Annotated in this window: 19 protein-coding genes; 8 read left to right on the top strand and 11 right to left on the bottom strand. The window is 68.6% G+C overall.

Translation table 11 applies throughout. The features are described from left to right. Positions 1 to 294: 294 nt before the first annotated feature. Both ACWD38_RS28175 and ACWD38_RS28170 read right to left on the bottom strand, forming a co-directional pair. The gene (locus ACWD38_RS28175; RefSeq protein ID WP_184478478.1) at positions 295 to 1,755 is read right to left on the bottom strand and encodes an aldehyde dehydrogenase family protein; all 1,461 of its coding nucleotides are present in this window, start codon (positions 1,753 to 1,755) and stop codon (positions 295 to 297) included. 145 nt (positions 1,756 to 1,900) lie between these two features. Continuing rightward, on the bottom strand, positions 1,901 to 2,365 hold the full coding sequence (locus tag ACWD38_RS28170; RefSeq protein ID WP_450125266.1) for a MarR family winged helix-turn-helix transcriptional regulator: 465 nt from the start codon (positions 2,363 to 2,365) through the stop codon (positions 1,901 to 1,903). Positions 2,366 to 2,672: 307 nt separating this feature from the next. Between ACWD38_RS28170 and ACWD38_RS28165 the strand changes: the two genes are divergently transcribed. Next, the gene (locus ACWD38_RS28165) at positions 2,673 to 3,068 is read left to right on the top strand and encodes a cold-shock protein (protein ID WP_184478476.1); all 396 of its coding nucleotides are present in this window, start codon (positions 2,673 to 2,675) and stop codon (positions 3,066 to 3,068) included. Between the two features lie 61 nt (positions 3,069 to 3,129). On the opposite strand, the gene ACWD38_RS28160 is transcribed toward ACWD38_RS28165, so the two are convergent. Together ACWD38_RS28160 and ACWD38_RS28155 are read right to left on the bottom strand one after the other, a co-directional pair. Next, complete coding sequence (locus tag ACWD38_RS28160; protein WP_184478474.1) at positions 3,130 to 3,882, bottom strand: GntR family transcriptional regulator; 753 nt, start codon at positions 3,880 to 3,882, stop codon at positions 3,130 to 3,132. A gap of 116 nt (positions 3,883 to 3,998) precedes the next feature. Next, the gene (locus ACWD38_RS28155) at positions 3,999 to 5,165 is read right to left on the bottom strand and encodes an acyl-CoA dehydrogenase family protein (protein WP_184478472.1); all 1,167 of its coding nucleotides are present in this window, start codon (positions 5,163 to 5,165) and stop codon (positions 3,999 to 4,001) included. 322 nt (positions 5,166 to 5,487) lie between these two features. Here ACWD38_RS28155 and ACWD38_RS28150 point away from each other — a divergent pair, with 322 nt between their 5' ends. Then, on the top strand, positions 5,488 to 6,339 hold the full coding sequence (locus ACWD38_RS28150) for a hypothetical protein (RefSeq protein WP_184478470.1): 852 nt from the start codon (positions 5,488 to 5,490) through the stop codon (positions 6,337 to 6,339). Positions 6,340 to 6,356: 17 nt separating this feature from the next. Then, entirely contained in the window at positions 6,357 to 7,142 is a 786-nt protein-coding gene (locus ACWD38_RS28145; protein ID WP_450125264.1) for an alpha/beta fold hydrolase, read from the top strand. Positions 7,143 to 7,159: 17 nt separating this feature from the next. Here ACWD38_RS28145 and ACWD38_RS28140 read toward each other — a convergent pair whose 3' ends face one another. The 3 genes from ACWD38_RS28140 to ACWD38_RS28130 form a co-directional block, all read right to left on the bottom strand. Beyond that, complete coding sequence (locus ACWD38_RS28140) at positions 7,160 to 7,594, bottom strand: protein-tyrosine phosphatase family protein (protein ID WP_184478466.1); 435 nt, start codon at positions 7,592 to 7,594, stop codon at positions 7,160 to 7,162. An 11-nt stretch (positions 7,595 to 7,605) separates the two neighbouring features. Continuing rightward, positions 7,606 to 8,004, bottom strand: coding sequence for a hypothetical protein (locus ACWD38_RS28135; RefSeq protein ID WP_184478464.1), 399 nt, complete (start codon positions 8,002 to 8,004; stop codon positions 7,606 to 7,608). A gap of 142 nt (positions 8,005 to 8,146) precedes the next feature. Beyond that, positions 8,147 to 8,797 carry an FCD domain-containing protein gene (locus ACWD38_RS28130; protein WP_221315758.1) on the bottom strand — a complete coding sequence of 217 codons (651 nt, stop codon included), beginning with the start codon at positions 8,795 to 8,797 and terminating at the stop codon, positions 8,147 to 8,149. Between the two features lie 136 nt (positions 8,798 to 8,933). On the opposite strand from ACWD38_RS28130, the gene ACWD38_RS28125 reads away from it, so the two are divergent. The 4 genes from ACWD38_RS28125 (at position 8,934) to ACWD38_RS28110 (ending at position 12,692) form a co-directional block, all read left to right on the top strand. After that, positions 8,934 to 10,121, top strand: a complete 1,188-nt coding sequence (locus ACWD38_RS28125; RefSeq protein ID WP_450125265.1) for a CaiB/BaiF CoA transferase family protein — start codon at positions 8,934 to 8,936, stop codon at positions 10,119 to 10,121. Next, positions 10,118 to 10,954 carry an HpcH/HpaI aldolase/citrate lyase family protein gene (locus tag ACWD38_RS28120; protein ID WP_450125263.1) on the top strand — a complete coding sequence of 279 codons (837 nt, stop codon included), beginning with the start codon at positions 10,118 to 10,120 and terminating at the stop codon, positions 10,952 to 10,954. Before ACWD38_RS28125 ends, ACWD38_RS28120 begins: the two co-directional genes overlap by 4 nt. 110 nt (positions 10,955 to 11,064) lie before the next feature. Then, positions 11,065 to 12,408: a TRAP transporter large permease subunit gene (locus ACWD38_RS28115; protein WP_450125262.1), complete on the top strand. Its 1,344-nt coding sequence runs from the start codon at positions 11,065 to 11,067 to the stop codon at positions 12,406 to 12,408. A 14-nt stretch (positions 12,409 to 12,422) separates the two neighbouring features. Then, complete coding sequence (locus tag ACWD38_RS28110; protein ID WP_450125261.1) at positions 12,423 to 12,692, top strand: hypothetical protein; 270 nt, start codon at positions 12,423 to 12,425, stop codon at positions 12,690 to 12,692. Between the two features lie 53 nt (positions 12,693 to 12,745). On the opposite strand, the gene ACWD38_RS28105 is transcribed toward ACWD38_RS28110, so the two are convergent. Both ACWD38_RS28105 and ACWD38_RS28100 read right to left on the bottom strand, forming a co-directional pair. Next, positions 12,746 to 12,925 carry a DUF397 domain-containing protein gene (locus ACWD38_RS28105; protein ID WP_184478456.1) on the bottom strand — a complete coding sequence of 60 codons (180 nt, stop codon included), beginning with the start codon at positions 12,923 to 12,925 and terminating at the stop codon, positions 12,746 to 12,748. Beyond that, positions 12,925 to 13,764, bottom strand: coding sequence for a helix-turn-helix domain-containing protein (locus ACWD38_RS28100; RefSeq protein WP_343071310.1), 840 nt, complete (start codon positions 13,762 to 13,764; stop codon positions 12,925 to 12,927). The genes ACWD38_RS28105 and ACWD38_RS28100 overlap by 1 nt, the downstream gene beginning before the upstream one ends. A 231-nt stretch (positions 13,765 to 13,995) precedes the next feature. Here ACWD38_RS28100 and ACWD38_RS28095 point away from each other — a divergent pair, with 231 nt between their 5' ends. Further along, the gene (locus tag ACWD38_RS28095; protein ID WP_184478454.1) at positions 13,996 to 14,175 is read left to right on the top strand and encodes a hypothetical protein; all 180 of its coding nucleotides are present in this window, start codon (positions 13,996 to 13,998) and stop codon (positions 14,173 to 14,175) included. A gap of 272 nt (positions 14,176 to 14,447) precedes the next feature. On the opposite strand, the gene ACWD38_RS28090 is transcribed toward ACWD38_RS28095, so the two are convergent. Both ACWD38_RS28090 and ACWD38_RS28085 read right to left on the bottom strand, forming a co-directional pair. Next, a complete protein-coding gene (locus tag ACWD38_RS28090; RefSeq protein WP_258348594.1) occupies positions 14,448 to 14,891 on the bottom strand; it encodes a hypothetical protein in 444 nt (147 codons plus the stop codon). Beyond that, positions 14,888 to 15,547, bottom strand: a 660-nt coding sequence (locus ACWD38_RS28085; RefSeq protein WP_450125260.1) for an RHS repeat-associated core domain-containing protein, incomplete at its 5' end; no start/stop codon positions are given. The genes ACWD38_RS28090 and ACWD38_RS28085, both read right to left, overlap by 4 nt.

Raw genomic sequence — 15,547 nt, 5'->3', positions numbered from 1 at the left:
GTGGCGGAGCCACTCGGGAAAAAGATCCCGCAGCGAGAGACCGACTGAGGTTCCGCTACCCGGACACCCCAGCAACACCAGCCGTGGAAGCAATCAGTAAACCCGGCATTCCACGCACCACAGCAACCACACGCCCAACCGGGGAAGGCTCTAAAACCCGACGCCACACGCCAAGCCGAACAAGACTCCAAAGCCCAGCCACACGCCCAAACCGGGCCCGGCTCAAAAACCCGACCCCGCACGCCAAGCCGAACTCACCTCCACAACCCGCCCACGCACCAAGCCGAACCAGGGTCAGAACGGATACGTGGGTGCGGTGGGCCTGAGGGTGACCCATTGGGTTTCGGTGAAGGCTTCCGCGTTCGCGTGCGGCCCGCCGACTCTGGACGAGCCGGACGCCCTGACTCCGCCGAACGGCGCGTTGGCGTCGTCGTTGACGGTCTGGTCGTTGATGTGCACCTGTCCGGACGGGATGCGGTCGGCGATGGACATCGCCGTGGCGAGGTCGTTGCCGAGCACGCCGAGGCTCAGGCCGAATTCGCTGTCGGCGGCGAGTGCGACCGCTTCGTCCACGTCGGAGAACGGGCGCACGCTGGCGACGGGCCCGAACACCTCTTCGGCGTAGGCCGGGGTGTCGGAGGTGCAGTCGGCGAGGACCGTCGGCCGGTAGAACAGCCCTTCGTGGGTGCCGCCCGCGACGAGCCGGGCTCCGGCGGCGACGCTGCGGTCGACGAGGTCCTTCGCGTGGTCGAGCTGCTCGCCGTCGATGATGGGGCCGAGCTGCACGTCGTCCCGGTAGCCGTCGCCGACCCGCAGCGCGTCGGCTTTGCGGCCCAGCACGTCGACGTACTCCTCGTAGATCGATTCGTGCACCAGGTGCCTGCCCACGGCCATGCAGACCTGTCCGGAGTGGATGAAGTTGCCGAACGCGCCGCAGGACGCCGCTGCCGCCACGTCCACGTCGTCGAGCACGATCAGCGCGCTGTTGCCGCCGAGTTCGAGGTGCGTGCGGGTGAACGTCTTCGCCGCTTGCGCGCCGATGGCCCGGCCTGCGGGGGTGGATCCGGTGAAGGACACGACGCGCACTTGCGGCGCGTCGATCAGCGCGCTGCCGACTTCGATTCCGCCCGGCAGCAGTTGCAGCACGCCCGGCGGCAGTCCGGCTTCTTCGAAGATGCGGGCGATCACGACTCCGCCGCAGACCGCGGTGCGCGGGTCGGGTTTGAGCAGGACCGCGTTGCCCAGTGCCAATGCCGGTGCCACCGACCGGATGGAGAGGATCAACGGGAAGTTGAACGGGGAGATCACCGAGACGACGCCTGCGGGGACGCGGCGTTGCACGCTGAACCGGGGCATCGGCGAGTGCAGCAGTTCGCCGTGCGGCGCGGAGGCGAGCGCGGCGGCTTCGGTGCTTTCGGCGGTGGCGGCATTCGTTTCGATGCCGGCTTTGAACCGGGTGGAGCCGGATTCGCGCACGATCCAGTCGCCGATTTCGGCGGCGTGCTGCTCGAACAGGACGGCCGCGCGGGAGAGCACGGCGGCGCGTTCGAACGCGGGTGTCGCGGCCCAGTCCCGTTGTGCCTGTTCGGCGCGGCGCGCGGCGTCGAGGGCGTCGTGCGCGCTCGCCTGTCCGACTTCGGCCAGCACGGTGCCGGTGGCCGGTTCGATCGCCTGGTGCGGCGGACCGCCGGTGCCTGCTCGCCAGCCGTCGGTGAAGATCCGGCCGGTCCAGTCCGCGTCCTGCAGCAATCCCATGATCCGCTCCCGTTCGCCACTTGGAGGCTCAGGGTTCCTGATAATGTTACATCGGGACGCGGAGGACAAGGCGTCACCGGACATCAAGATCCGGATTCCTGCGCGGCAGGCGCGGGCGATGCGCCCCCGCCTGCCGACGCGCCACTCAGGCCCGCCGAGCCTCGGAGACCGCGGCGAGCGTGGCGATGCCGTGCTCCAGCCCTTCCCGGAACGTTTCGCGCTGCCCCGGACTGAGGTCGGCCAGCAGCTCGGCCTCCAACTCCAGCACCGCGGGCGCGCACTCGGCGAGCAACCGCGACCCGGCATCGGTCAGCGACGCGAGCAGCACCCGCTTGTTCGCCTCGTCCTGCCCGCGCGCGATCAGACCGCGCTTCTCCAGGGTCAGCACCATTTCGTGCATGGTCTGCGGACGCAGGAACGAGCGGCGGGCCAGCTGGGCCGAGGACAGCGAACCCTTGTTCTGCAGCACGGTCAACGCCGTGTACTGCAACGTGGTCAACCCGAGCGGGCGCAGCGCGTCGTCCATCAGCGCCCGGATCACCAGCTCCAGCCTCTTGACGAGGTACAGCGTCAACGGTGGATGCGGGATCGCGGCATCCGCCTCGTCCACCGGACCGGACCGCTCTGGTTGGCTGCTCACCCGCGCCATGATGTCACCTCCGAACGGACGCATCCGCATCACCTGCACGACCAGCACAGTCCACGAACAGATCAGCATTGCTGATCTCATTCGCGCCTCGTTCCCCCGAGCCCGGACCCGCATCAATCTACTGTGGACCGATGACGAAGGTCGTCTGCCGCACGGACCATCCTCGGCGGCCGATCGGACGAGCCGACTCCCGCCCGTCGCGAGCGCGTCATTACTATGCCAACCGGCACCAGTTCAGCTCTGCAACCGACTCATGGGGGTTCACTCGATGGTGAACGGCAAGGTCGTCCGGTTCGACGACGATCGTGGTTACGGCTTCCTCGCGCCCGACGACGGCGGCGAAGACGTCTTCGTGCACGCGAACGACATCCAAGAGGCCAAGCAGCAGTTCCGGCCGGGGGCCCGCGTCGAGTTCGCGATCGAAGCCGGCGACCGCGGCCTGAAGGCATCGAACGTGCGGCTGCTGGACGCCGAACCGGAAGGCCGGCCGCGCCGGGACCACGACGACGACGGCCTGTGCGACGTGCTGTCGGTGCTCGAATTCCGCACCGAACTCACCGAAGCACTGCTGGACGCGGTCCCCACCCTGACCGCCGCGCAGATCCTGCAAGTGCGCCGCAAGCTCACCGACCTCGCCCGCACGCACAACTGGATCGAAGCCTGAGGCTCCGCGCGGTACCGCACCGGCCCACGACGGGCTCGGTGCGCAGCGGCCGAATGCGGGTTCAGCGGAGCGTGCGGCGGAGGTGCACCCGGTAGGAGTAGTGCTCGGGGAGGAAGTGGCTCACCGCGAGCTCCACGGGCACACCCGCCGTGTCGTGGTAGATCCGGTCGATCCGCAGCAGGTCGCGACGCGGTTCGCACCGCAGGTGCTCGGCCACGGTCGACGAGGCGTGGCCGACGGTGATGCTCTGCTCGGCTTCCGCGATCGGGTCGGCCATCCGCTCGTCGAGCAGTCCGATGATCGTCACCTCGCTGCGGGCGCCCACTTCGGTCAGCTCCGGTACCGATTCCAGCAGTGATCCCACCGCCGGCGGGAGGTACACGGTGGTGAGGCAGAACGGCACTTCGTCGTGCAACCGCAGGAACGACAGCGTGTGCACCCGGTCGGTCCGCACCCGCAGCCTGCCCGCGGCGTCCAGATCGATCTGCCTCCGCAACGGCGCCACCAGCATCATCGTGGCGTCCAGGGACAGGCCCATCAGGTCGTCGACGGAACCGAACTGGCGCAGGTACTGCTCGTCGCGCGGCGACGCGAACGTGCCGCGCCCCGGGACCCGGTGCACCATGCCCTCGGCCACGAGGTCCTGGAAGGCGCGGCGCACCGTCTGGCGGCTCACCCGGTGGTCCTCGGCGAGCTCGGCCTCCGTGGGCAACCGGGTGCCTTCGGGATATTCGCGCCGCAGGATGGCGGCGCGCAGCTCGCGTTCGAGCCGCGAGTAGGCGCTCTCGCGGCCATCCGCACCCGCTGCCGCCACGCCCGTCACCTCCCCTTCCACCCGTGGAACCCACCCGGTTCAACCGGCGTTTTCCCTTCGCCGACGGCGAAAACCCCCGCGATCACCCGGCTCGTCGAGCCGACCTCCCGGGCCGCTCACGCGTCCAGGCCGCCGCGCGACACCAGCTGCGAGACGATCACGTTGCGCTGGATCTCGTTGGTCCCCTCCCCCACGATCATCAGGGGAGCGTCGCGGAAGTAGCGCTCCACGTCGAATTCGGTGGAGTAGCCGTAACCGCCGTGCACCCGCACCGCGTTCAGCGCGATCTCCATCGCCGTCTCGGACGCGCACAGCTTCGCCATGCCCGCTTCCATGTCCACCCGGCGGCCCGCATCGGCCTCCCGCGCCGCGTGGAGGGTGAGCTGGCGGGCCGCGGTGAGTTTGGTGGCCATGTCGGCGAGCAGGTTCCCGATGGACTGGTGCTTCCAGATCGGTTTGCCGAAGCTCTCCCGCTCCTGGGCGTAGCGCAGCGCATCCTCCAGCGCGGCCCGGCCCACGCCCAGCGCGCGGGAGGCGACCTGGATGCGGCCCGTCTCCAGTCCTTTCATCATCTGCGCGAAACCCCCGCCCTCGACCCCGCCGAGCACCGCGTCGGCAGGGGCGCGGTAGTCGGTGAAGGACAGCTCGCAGCTCTCCACTCCCTTGTAGCCCAGCTTCGGCAGGTCCCGGGAAACGGTCAGGCCCGGACCGTGCTCCACCAGCAGGATCGAGATGCCCCGGTGCGCGGGATCGGCGTCCGGATTCGTCTTGCACAGCAACGCGATCAGCTGGGATCGCCGCGAGTTCGTGATCCACGTCTTGGACCCGTTGACGGAGTAGCCGTCCCCGTCGCGCCGGGCGTGCGTGCTCATGGCCTGCAGGTCGGACCCGCCGCCGGGTTCGGTCAACGCCATGGTCGCGCGGATCTCGCCGGTGGCCATCCGCGGCAGGTAGTGGCGGCGCTGCTGCTCGGTGCCGAAGTGCAGCAGCAGCTTCGAAACGACGGTGTGCCCGCCCATCGCCCCGGCCAGGCTCATCCATCCGCGCGCCAGCTCTTCGGTGATGAGCACGTAGCACGCCGTGGACACCGGTGTGCCGCCGTGCTCGTCCGGAATGGCGAGACCGAAGATGCCGAGGCTCTTCATCTGCTCGATCAGCGCCTCCGGGTAGGTGTCGGCGTGTTCGAGCTCCCGCGCGACGGGTTTGACGTCCTTGTCGACGAAGTCCCGGACCGTGTCGAGGATCAGCCGCTCGTCGGGGTCCAGGACGTCCAGCGTGCTCATGATCTCGCTCCTGCCCGGCTGACGGCGTGGGGCGCGCAGGTCGGCGGCGCCGCAGCTCATTTGTACGGCCGAATCCGACGACGGGTCAATGACCCGATGCGGTCAACTGGATCGATGGCCGATGCCCGTTTTCGGCCGCATAAATGGAAAATCACTTGATCAGGGTGTATCCAGCACTCCGCATCGCCGAAGCGTTGACACCCGCGCACCCAGAACCACAAGCTTGCCGGGTCATTTGTACGGCGGAATCACGCATCGGCCGCTCCCCTGAGCGCCGGGCGGCACCGATCGAAATGCGCGTCGCGCACCGAGAGGAGCACCGATGTCGAACCTCGACGATCACCTCCGAGGATGGGCTCCGCGACCGGTCGTGGAGATGGACCCGATGCCACCCGAACCGGCGGGCGCGCTCGCCGCGGTCCTGGAGACCGGCGACGGTTTCGCCGAGGGCGACGAACTGCCCGCGCTGTGGCACTGGGCGTACTTCCTGGACTGGCCACCGCACGGCGAGCTCGGGGACGACGGACATCCCGCGGCCGGGCACTTCCTGCCGCCCGTTCCCGATCGCCGGCGGATGTTCGCGGGCGGCAGGCTCACCGTCACCCGCCCGCTCACCGTGGGCGTCCCCGCCGAGCGGACGCGGTCGCTGGGCGCCGTCGCGGTGAAGACCGGCCGCTCGGGCGAGATGGCGTTCGTGACCGTGCGCAGCGAGTACCGCCAAGGGGGCGACCTGCGCCTGACCGAGGAGCAGGACTACGTCTACCGCAGCGGCGAAAGCACGGCGAAGACCCCGGAAGTGGCGCGACCGCACCGGCTTCCGACCTCCGACGCGGCGTGGCAGCAGTCGTTCACCGGTGACCCGGTGCGGCTGTTCCGGTTCAGCGCGCTGACGGCGAACTCGCACCGCATCCACTACGACGCGCCGTACGCGCGCGAGGTCGAGTCCTACCCGGATCTGGTCGTGCACGGCCCGATCCTGGTCCTGCTGATGACCGAACTCGCCCGGCGCGGCATCCCGGATCGCCCTGTGTCCAATGTGGACTACCGGCTTCGAAGACCCGTGTTCGCCGGAGATCCCGTGCTGGTGGTGGGCGATCCCGCCGACGAGGCCGAGCTCTCGGTGCGAAGCGACCCCGACACCGTGCACGCCCGGGCCACGGTCGGCTTCGGGTGAAGGACGATACTGCCGCCATGAGCGAGTTCACCACCACCGACGGCGCCCGGCTCGGCTACCGCGTCGAGGGGAACCAAGACGGCCCCGCACTGCTCCTGCTACAGGGGCAGGCGAACTCGCAACGCTGGTGGGACGGGGTGCGCTCGGACTTCGAGGACCGGTTCCGCACCATCACCTTCGACTACCGGGGCACCGGGGCCACGTCGGCACCGGAGGCCGACTGGACGACCAGGTCCTTCGCCGCGGACGCCGCCGCGGTGCTGCACGAGGCCGGTCACTCGCACGCCCACGTCTACGGCACGTCGATGGGCGGACGCATCGCGCAGTGGCTCGCCGTGGACCGTCCGGAGTTGGTGGACCGGTTGGTGCTCGGGTGCACCACGCCCGGAGGCGCGCACGCGGTCGAGCGGGACCAGCAGGTGCGCCGCTCGTTGATGAACCCCGACCCGGCGCAACGCCGGCGCGCGCTGTTCGAGCTGATGTACACCGACGCGTGGACCGGCACGCCGGAGCAGAGCACCGTCCTCGGCGACCCGTCGATGACGCCGGGAGCCACCCGCCTGCACCTGCGGGTCAGCGCCCGGCACGACGCCTGGGACCACCTGTCGGAGATCCAGTCCCGCACCTTGATCTTGCACGGCGACGCCGACCGCTTCGCCCCCGTCGTCAACGCCGACCTCTTGGAGGAGCGAATTCCCCATGCCACCAAGCACGTTCTGCCGGGAGCCCGCCACGCCTACTTCGACGAGTTCCGCGACATCGCCTCACCCCTGGTCGTGGACTTCCTGACCGACTCGCGCTGACGCACGGTGTAGCGCTGTCAACTCGCGCTCCAGCGGCGCACGAACCTCCGCTGCCACGGAGTTTCTACGGCGCGCGGCGAGTAGTGGCGCCGAACGTAGCCGACCGCGTCCGCGCGCGGAACGCCGTCGAGCACGGCGAGGCATGCGAGCGCGGTTCCCGTCCGCCCGACACCGCCCCCGCAGGCGACTTCGACGCGTTCGGCACTCGCCCGCTCCAGCAAGTCGCGCAAGGCATCGGCGAAGTCCCACCGGTCCAGCGGAAGCCGGAAGTCGGGCCAGCGCACCCAACGGCTCTCCCACTCCGCCGGTTCAGGACGGCGACCGAGCAGGTGCAGCGCGAAATCGGGCATCGGCCCCGCGGGCAGCGGGTTCCGCAGCCCGCGTCCGCGAACGAGCTTTCCCGAGGGCAGCGGCAGAACTCCCGCACCGGCGGACGGCCAGGTGTTCGTCATGGCACCATCCCTCAACGAACACTGCGGAAGTTGTCGGCGGGCACTTCCAACGCCTCCCCCGACGCGAAGAGCACCCGGACACCATCGGGCAGCCACCGGACGTCGTGAATTCGCGGCTCGTCGGCCGCCCCGAAGCCGACCTCCACCGGGTAGTAGGAGACCTCGGCGTGCGGCCCCAGGTGCAACTCGTACTCGACACCGGTCGGCCGCAGAATCCGCAGCAGGTACAGATCGCTGGAGTACCGCGACCCGCCGTACTCGTAGGTCACCCCGGCATCCTGCGAGCGCTCCGCGTGCAGCACTTCCTCGTGCAACGCCACCGACGACGGCCCGACCACCACCAGAACGACGACGCACAGCACCACCACGCCGAGAAGCGCCTTGAGGACGACCGAGAACGAACGCGGCACTACGAGCCAACTCCCTGCGACGACGGGCCGGTGGGACGCATGCCAGCATGCCTGGCCCGGCCCGAGCGGAACCTCGGCCGAAAGGCCGCTACCCGACGCCGAACGACCGCCGACCTCTTCCCGCCCGACGTCGCTCGCCGGTTCAGCCGACGTCGCGGTCGGCGCGGTACCTGCCGCTGAAGCGGACGTGCTCGATCATGATCCGCTCGGCGGTGTAGCCGTCCCGATCGGCGAACGCGTCGATGATCTGCTGGTGCGCGTCGAGGTGTCCCTGCGCGCGCACCGGTTCCAGCCACAGCGACGCCCCCGCGGGCACCGGGTAGCTGTTCCGGATGGCCCGAGCCTGCCGCCCCAGGAACGCCGGTCCACCGATGTCGGTGATCAGCAGGTGGAAGCGGCGGCTCTGCTCGCCGAGCAGGTCGTGGCGTTCCCGAGCCGCGTCGTCGAGCATCGAGCGGTGCACGCGGCGGAGTTCGTCGAGCTGCTCCGCGGTGATCCGCTCCGCGGCGAGCTTGGCGCCGAGCCCCTCGACGACGGCCCGCACATCGTAGAACTCCCGCAACGCGTCGTCGCTGAGGTCGATCACGGTGGCGCCGTGGTGGCTCTCGTAGCTGATCAGGCGGTCCTTCTCCAGGCGCCGCAACGCCTCCCGCACCGGAGTGATCGAGACACCGAGGCGTTCGGCGATGGAGTTCGCCTTCAACGGCGTGCCGCCCGGAATGCTGGCGTTGCGCAGCTCGCCCAGCAGCACGTCGTAGACGTAGTCCGCCTTGCTCATCGGTGGCCGGTTCACTGCCGGTTCTCCTGACTGCATCGCCATCCTTCGTGTCGGGAAACGGACGACCAGTCTCCCGCACCTGCCCGAGCGCTCCCGGTTCGACCACGAACAACCCTTGACTTACAAGTTGCATCTTATAAGTTACATCTCCATGACCAGCCTCACCGGATTACGCGTCATCGACGCCGCGACCCTGTTCGCCGGGCCGTCCGCCGCGATGCTGCTCGCGGACTTCGGCGCCGACGTGATCAAGATCGAGCACCCGACCCGCGGCGACCCGGCGCGCGGCCACGGCGCATCTGCCGATGGCGTCGGTCTTTGGTGGAAGACCCTGGCGCGCAACAAGCGGACCGCCGCCGTGAACCTCTCCACCACCGAAGGCCAGCTGATCATCCGCGAACTCTGCGCCGACGCCGACGTGCTCATCGAGAACTTCCGGCCAGGAACGCTGGAACGGTGGGGGCTGTCCCCCGCCGACCTCCAAGCGATCAACCCGCGGCTCGTGGTCGCCCGGATGACCGGGTTCGGCCAGCACGGCCCGATGTCGCGGCAGCCGGGCTTCGGCACGCTCGCCGAAGCGATGAGCGGGTTCGCCGCATCCACCGGCGAACCGGACGGGCCACCGGTACTGCCGCCGTTGGCGATGGCCGACGGGATCGCCGGGCTCGCCATGTCCTACGCGATCATGGTCGCGCTGCGGGCCAGGGACGAGACCGGGCGCGGCCAAGTCATCGACATGGCCATCATCGAGCCGATCGTGAGCATCCTCGGTCCGCAGATGACCGCGTACAAGATGCTCGGCACCATCCCGCCGCGGACCGGCAACCGATCCAACAGCAACGCTCCGCGCAACACCTACCGCACCCGCGACGGCCGTTGGGTCGCGGTCTCCACCAGCGCGCAGGCCATCGCCGAACGCGTCATGCACCTCGTCGGACGGCCGGACCTCGCCGAACAACCGTGGTTCCAGCACGGACGCGGGCGCGTGGAACACGTCGAGGAGCTGGACTCGGCCGTCGCCACCTGGATCGCCGAACGCGACGCCGACGAGGTGATCGACTCGTTCGAGCAGGCCCAGGCCGCGATCGCGCTCGTCTACGACGTCTCGGACATCGCGCAGGACCCGCAGTACGAGGCGTTGCAGACCTTCGTCGAACTCGACGACGACGAACTGGGCGCCACCACCGTGCAGAACGTGCTGTTCCGGCTGTCCGACACGCCCGGCGAAGTGCGCTGGCTCGGCCCACCGCTGGGACGGCACACCGACGACGTGCTGGCGGAGCTGTCCTACTCCGCGAAGCGCATCGCCGAGCTGCGGGAGAGCGGGGTCGTGGCATGACGCCGCCGGTGTGCTCCCTCTACGTGCCCGGTGATCGTCCGGAGCGGTTCGGCAAGGCCGCGGCCAGCGGCGCCGACATCGTGATCCTCGACTTGGAGGACGCGGTCGGCGCCGACCGCAAGGACGTGGCGCGCGAGAACGTGTGCGCTCACCTGGCCGAACGCAGGTCAGGTCCCGAACTGCACGTGCGGATCAACGATCCGGCGACGGAACGCGGTCGGGCGGACCTCGCCGCGCTCGCCGAACTGCCGGGCCTGGACGCGGTGCGGGTCCCGAAGATCCACGGCGTACGGGATCTCGCCGTCGTCGACGAGGCTTTCGGCGACCGGCCGACACCGGTGCAGGCGCTGCTGGAATCGGCACGCGGCCTCACCGACGCGGCGGCGATCTGCGCGCACCCGAGGGTCGCCGGTGTCGGGCTCGGCGAGCAGGATCTCGCGGCGGAACTGTCGATCACGGACCAACGCGCCTTCGACCACCTCCGGTTGCGGCTGGTGCTGGCCGCAGCAGCGGCCGGTCTGCCCCCGGTGGCGATGTCGGTGCACGCGGACGTACACGACGAGGCGGGCCTGCGGGCGTCCTGCGCGCACGGCAGATCCCTCGGCATGTTCGGCCGCTCCGCCATCCATCCCCGCCAGGTCCCCATCATCCGGGACGCGTTCCGCCCGACTCCCGAGGAGATCGCCCGCGCCGGTGAGGTCGTCGCGGCGGCCGAGCAGCACGGCGGCGAGGGCGCGCTGGCACTGCCCGACGGGCGGTTCGTCGACGCGCCCATCATCGCCAAGGCCCGCAGCACCCTCGCGCTCGCGGACCGGCTCGCCGAACGCGGCTGAGCCGGAGCCGGCCACCGAAGTCCGGCGCCGACGTCGCAGGTCCCGACGACGCGCCCCGTCCGATCCGCTCACCTTCCCGGTGACCCCGCAACGATTCAAAGGAGCTCGTCGTGGGCGTAGCAGTGTGGGCACTCATCACCTACATCGCGATCATCGTCGTCTGGAACACCGTCCTGAAGCGCAACATCGGCGAAGCGATGCTCGTCGGATTCGTCGCCGTGTGCCTGTTCGGCGGCGGCGACGCGCTGGAACTCGCTCGCGCGGGGCTGGACGAAGCCCTCTCCGAGGAGGTGGTGTTCGCTGCCCTGGCGTTCGTGTTCATGGGGTATCTGATGACCGAGCTCGGCCTCATCGACCGGCAGGTCACATTGCTCAACTCGGTGTTCGGCAGGCTCCGGGGAGGTTCCGCGTACGTGTCGACATCGGCGGCGGCCCTGCTCGGCGGCCCCGCCGGATCGGGTTCCGGCATCGCCGCCTCCGTCGGGTCGGTGACGATCCCGTGGATGATCCGGTCGCGGTGGCGGCCCGATCTGGCGGCGGCGCTGGTCGCGGGCAACGCCGGGCTGGGGATCTCCATCCCGCCGAGCTCGTCGATGTTCCTGCTGCTGGGTTCGGCGGCGGTGGCGCCGGTGCTCAGCGCGGACCAGCTCATCGTCGCGGCCTTCGCCGGTGGGTTGTGGACGGTGCTGTACCGGTTCGTCGTGGTGTTCATCTGGGTCCGCCGGTTCCAGATCGCGAAGATCTCCGGCGAGGACATCGCGCCGTTGCGGGTCGCGCTGAAGCAGGGTTTCAGCTCGCTGCTGGTGTACGCGGGCATCGCCATCCCGGTCGTGCTGACGCTCGATTTCGGCGTGCGATTCCTGGAATCCCGCGTCGGCGACGCGGCGGACGACATCAGCGTCATCGTGTGGATCCCGGTGCTCACCATCCTCGCGACGCTGCTCGTGGCGTGGCGGCGGCTGCCTCGCACGGGACGCGAGTGGAGCACGTACCTCGGCAACATGGCTTCGCGCTACGCGGTCATCGGCGCCACCCTGCTGTTCGCGTTCGCTGCGGCGGCCAGCCTCGGCGAGCTGGGACTGGTCGCGCAGCTCACCACCATCATGGAAGGCTTCGAGGCTCCGCTGTGGATCGTCGCCTCGGTGGTGGGGCTGCTGCTCGTCGTGATCGCGGCGCCGCTGACCGGAACCGCCACCATCGCCGCGGTCGGCGGCGTCGCCTTCAGCGCCCTGACCGCCGCCGGAGCACCCCCGGCCGCCGCGGCCACCGCCATCCTCATCTTCGCCTCGACCGAGGGGGCCTCCCCGCCCGGTGCCGCGCCGATCTACATCGCCACCGGCATCGCCGGCGTCGATCCGTCCCGCACGTTCCTGCGGCTCATCCTCTGGTTCGTGCTGCCGATCCTGGCCATCGGAGTGCTCGTCGCGACCGGCCTGCTCCCCGTTCCCGCCTGAGCGAAAGGGAAACCATGTCGACCGAATCCCATCAGCCCGGCACCGCCCGCGCCCTCGCGCAGCGGATCAGCATGCCGGTGTTCAAGGTCTGCCTCGTCGTGTTCCTGGTGCTCGGCGTCGCGCTGGTCCTCGTCCAAGCCGTCGGCATCATCATCGGCAACGCCGCGCTGGTGTCCGGCGCGGTCGACCTGCTGGGCGAACCGACGACGATCGCGGCCGGAGTCACCGGACTGCTCGGGTTCGCGATGTCGTACGTGTTCCCGTGGACATCGGGCGAGGACTGAGGCGGTGCGCCCGGAACTCTCAGCGGGTTCCGGGCGCGCGACTCTGCCCCGGATCATCGGCGGTCGAAACGACCTCGCTTGACCGCCTCCGTGAACGCGGGCACGTCGACGCGTAAGACCGGACCTGATGGGTCCTTCGAATCCCGCACCAAGCGGAGATCCGCCGACACCTCAACGCACGCGGAGCCATTCTGACTCCGGCTGGACTTCAGCCACCGGCGTTGTTCGCTCATCACATTCGCTCCAGACTCTGGATCCGTCGGGCCATGGCTCTGCTCGTTTCCGCCGCACCGAGGGCGATGTCGTCCAGGTGATCAACGGCCTGGCGGTACGCCCTGATGTCGTCGTCCTCGTGCAGGAACAAGGTGGAACGGCGGTTCTCCAACTGCACGATCGGGGTGGACACCTCCGATTCGAGCAGTGTGAACGCGCCTTCCAGCGCCGGTTGCCAGCCGCTGCGGAACGGAACCACGCGCAGCTCGACGTTCGGGCGCCGTGCGCTGTCGACCAGATGCCGCAGCTGCGCCGCCATGGTCCCGGCGTCGCCGACGATCTGGTGCAGCACGGCCTCGCCGAGGAACGCCCGCATGGTCACCGGATCGGTTCGCGTGAGCACTTCGCGGCGCCCCAGTCGCAGCGCGACCCGCGCCGACACCTCGCTCGACGGCACTCCGCCCGCTCCCATGATCGCCCGAATGTATCCCGCTTCCTGCAACAAGCCCGGCACCAGCAACGGAGAGACCTCGGTGATCCGCGTCGCGGCCTGCTCGAAGTCGATCAAGGCCGACAGCTGCTGCTCCCGCTCGGGCAACGCCGTCGCCACCCACGGCGGGTTCTTCGTCTCGTAAGCCAGCGACACGATCTCCTGGAACCGCGTCCCGTTGACGTCCAACGCCCCGAGGATCTGCGCAACCCGCTCCGGGGTGAACGGGCGCTCCCCGTTCTCCCAGCGCGAGATCTCGCCGGAGTGGCGTCCGATCCGCTCCCCTAACTCGCGCAACGTCACCTGGCGTTCGTTGCGGATCTTGCGCACGGCGATGCCCAGCGCACGTGCTTTCGGAGTCGCTGCCACCTGCTCACTCCCCGGTTCTCGTCCGCACGGCGCTCGCCCGACGTTCACCCGCTGCGCAGCCGGCAACTCGGTTGAGGCGATCACCATGCTCCTACGAAGATCGCCATTACCAAAACGGAGCGAAGCTACCAGCGGATTCGGCAACGGCCCGGTCGCAGCGGAAGTGGCGTCGCGGATTCACCTGACCGAGCAGGGGGCTGAGCAATGCAGCGTCACGACCCACCCGAATCAATGATCGAACACCGCGCGGACGCGGCGGAGACGTCCGACTGGACACCGCTGGAACGGACGATCCGCACCTGCTACTACTGCCGCCAGCCGTACCGGGCCGCCGTGGACGCGACCAAGTGCGAACGAATCCACGAAGCGCTCGCCGCCCTCGCCCGGAGCGACGGCGATGCCGGTTCATGACCGGTGCGGATCAGTCGTCCCGCTCCCCGACCACCACCCGGTAGCGGGCTGCACGTGGATGACCTCGGTCCTGGAAACCGGATGGCACCTGGTGCCCGCGCACTACGAAACGTTCCGAATCCCCTGCGCCTGCGGCCACTTCCTCACCGGCCCGGTACACCGCCGCCTCCTCAACAACCCACCCACCGAACACCGCTGCACCAGGTGCGTGGCAGCGGTGTCCCACGATCACCCCTGCACATCGACCGACAGGTCGGGCCGCCCGAACTTCATCAGGCCGACCCTTCATCAACGGACACGGGACGAAATCTGACCGAATCAGCATCGGCGTATACCGTAAAACCCGCGGTCGAGGTAAACCCGACCACGCCGTCGCGAACTTCGATATCCCGAAATGGATTACCTTCTTCAAAATAGGCAACCCACATCAGTTCACCATCGGATGTTTCTCGCCCGAAAAATCCTTCCGACCCGTACGACCCTTCCCCCGCGAAGAAGTACGCCCCAGACCACTCCACCTTATTGGTAATATCGATAGAGGTCACCTCCTCGGGGTCGTTCTCCATCATCTCATCGAGACTAAACTCCTCCAGCACCTCAACTTTCGAACCCCCCGAGAAGCTCAACCTTGCAGCGAAGCTTTCACCACTGGCACCATAGATGCCATCTCTAATCGGAAGCATCCACTGGTTCCACAGATCTTGAATCTTGGTCACTTGTTACACCCCGGCTTCGCTGGCCTTTCCCGAAGGCCCGTGTCAGGAACCACGCCACCAGCCTTCTTGTTTCTTCGATCGTTGAATCGCTGCTCAAACTTTTCTTGCCAAGTCATCCCCTTACTGCTGTCAGGATGAGGAGCATTGGGGTTGACCTGCTGCACTGGAACAAGTGGAGTGCCCACCTCACGAGCAGCATCAAGCCTTCGATTGTCATACGTTACCAGCTGCCCGTCCACCTCAAGCACATGCAGCGCAGCATCAGACCGATTCCAATCCCACTTATTCTGCCGCATCAGTTCAGCGTAGTCATTGCCGGAAATGGTGCGCTGGGAAAAGTTAATCGTGTTTGGGTCAACCCACCTAGTAGAATCCTCCGCCGTCAACCCCAAGGGGTCAACGAGGGCCTGAGGATTGAATACATAACCGTGGGGCCTAGGCCCCGCCGCCAACCCCAGCGGGTCCCCACTGCCGTACCGTCCCGTGCTCGGGTCGTAGTGGCGGTGGAAGTTGTAGTTCAGGCCTGTTTCCGGGTCGGCGTACTGGCCGGGGAAGCGCAAGGGCGTGTAGGCGCCGGTGCGGCTGTGGTCGAGGGTGTTGCCCCACAACGTGGTCCGGTGGAACCAGGCCACTCCGCCCTGGTCGTTGATCAGCTC

The organism is Saccharopolyspora sp. NPDC002578 (genome assembly GCF_053592695.1).
The sequence above is the reverse complement of the archived record's forward strand: the minus strand, read 5'-3'. Positions and strand labels throughout refer to the sequence as shown.

Coding starts and splice junctions, on each gene's coding strand:
- ACWD38_RS28175 (WP_184478478.1), bottom strand. CDS start 1,755: ATGGGATTGCTGCAGGACGCGGACTGGACCGGCCGGATCTTCACCGAC.
- ACWD38_RS28165 (WP_184478476.1), top strand. CDS start 2,673: ATGGTGAACGGCAAGGTCGTCCGGTTCGACGACGATCGTGGTTACGGC.
- ACWD38_RS28155 (WP_184478472.1), bottom strand. CDS start 5,165: ATGAGCACGCTGGACGTCCTGGACCCCGACGAGCGGCTGATCCTCGAC.
- ACWD38_RS28150 (WP_184478470.1), top strand. CDS start 5,488: ATGTCGAACCTCGACGATCACCTCCGAGGATGGGCTCCGCGACCGGTC.
- ACWD38_RS28145 (WP_450125264.1), top strand. CDS start 6,357: ATGAGCGAGTTCACCACCACCGACGGCGCCCGGCTCGGCTACCGCGTC.
- ACWD38_RS28140 (WP_184478466.1), bottom strand. CDS start 7,594: ATGACGAACACCTGGCCGTCCGCCGGTGCGGGAGTTCTGCCGCTGCCC.
- ACWD38_RS28125 (WP_450125265.1), top strand. CDS start 8,934: ATGACCAGCCTCACCGGATTACGCGTCATCGACGCCGCGACCCTGTTC.
- ACWD38_RS28120 (WP_450125263.1), top strand. CDS start 10,118: ATGACGCCGCCGGTGTGCTCCCTCTACGTGCCCGGTGATCGTCCGGAG.
- ACWD38_RS28110 (WP_450125261.1), top strand. CDS start 12,423: ATGTCGACCGAATCCCATCAGCCCGGCACCGCCCGCGCCCTCGCGCAG.
- ACWD38_RS28105 (WP_184478456.1), bottom strand. CDS start 12,925: ATGAGCGAACAACGCCGGTGGCTGAAGTCCAGCCGGAGTCAGAATGGC.
- ACWD38_RS28095 (WP_184478454.1), top strand. CDS start 13,996: ATGATCGAACACCGCGCGGACGCGGCGGAGACGTCCGACTGGACACCG.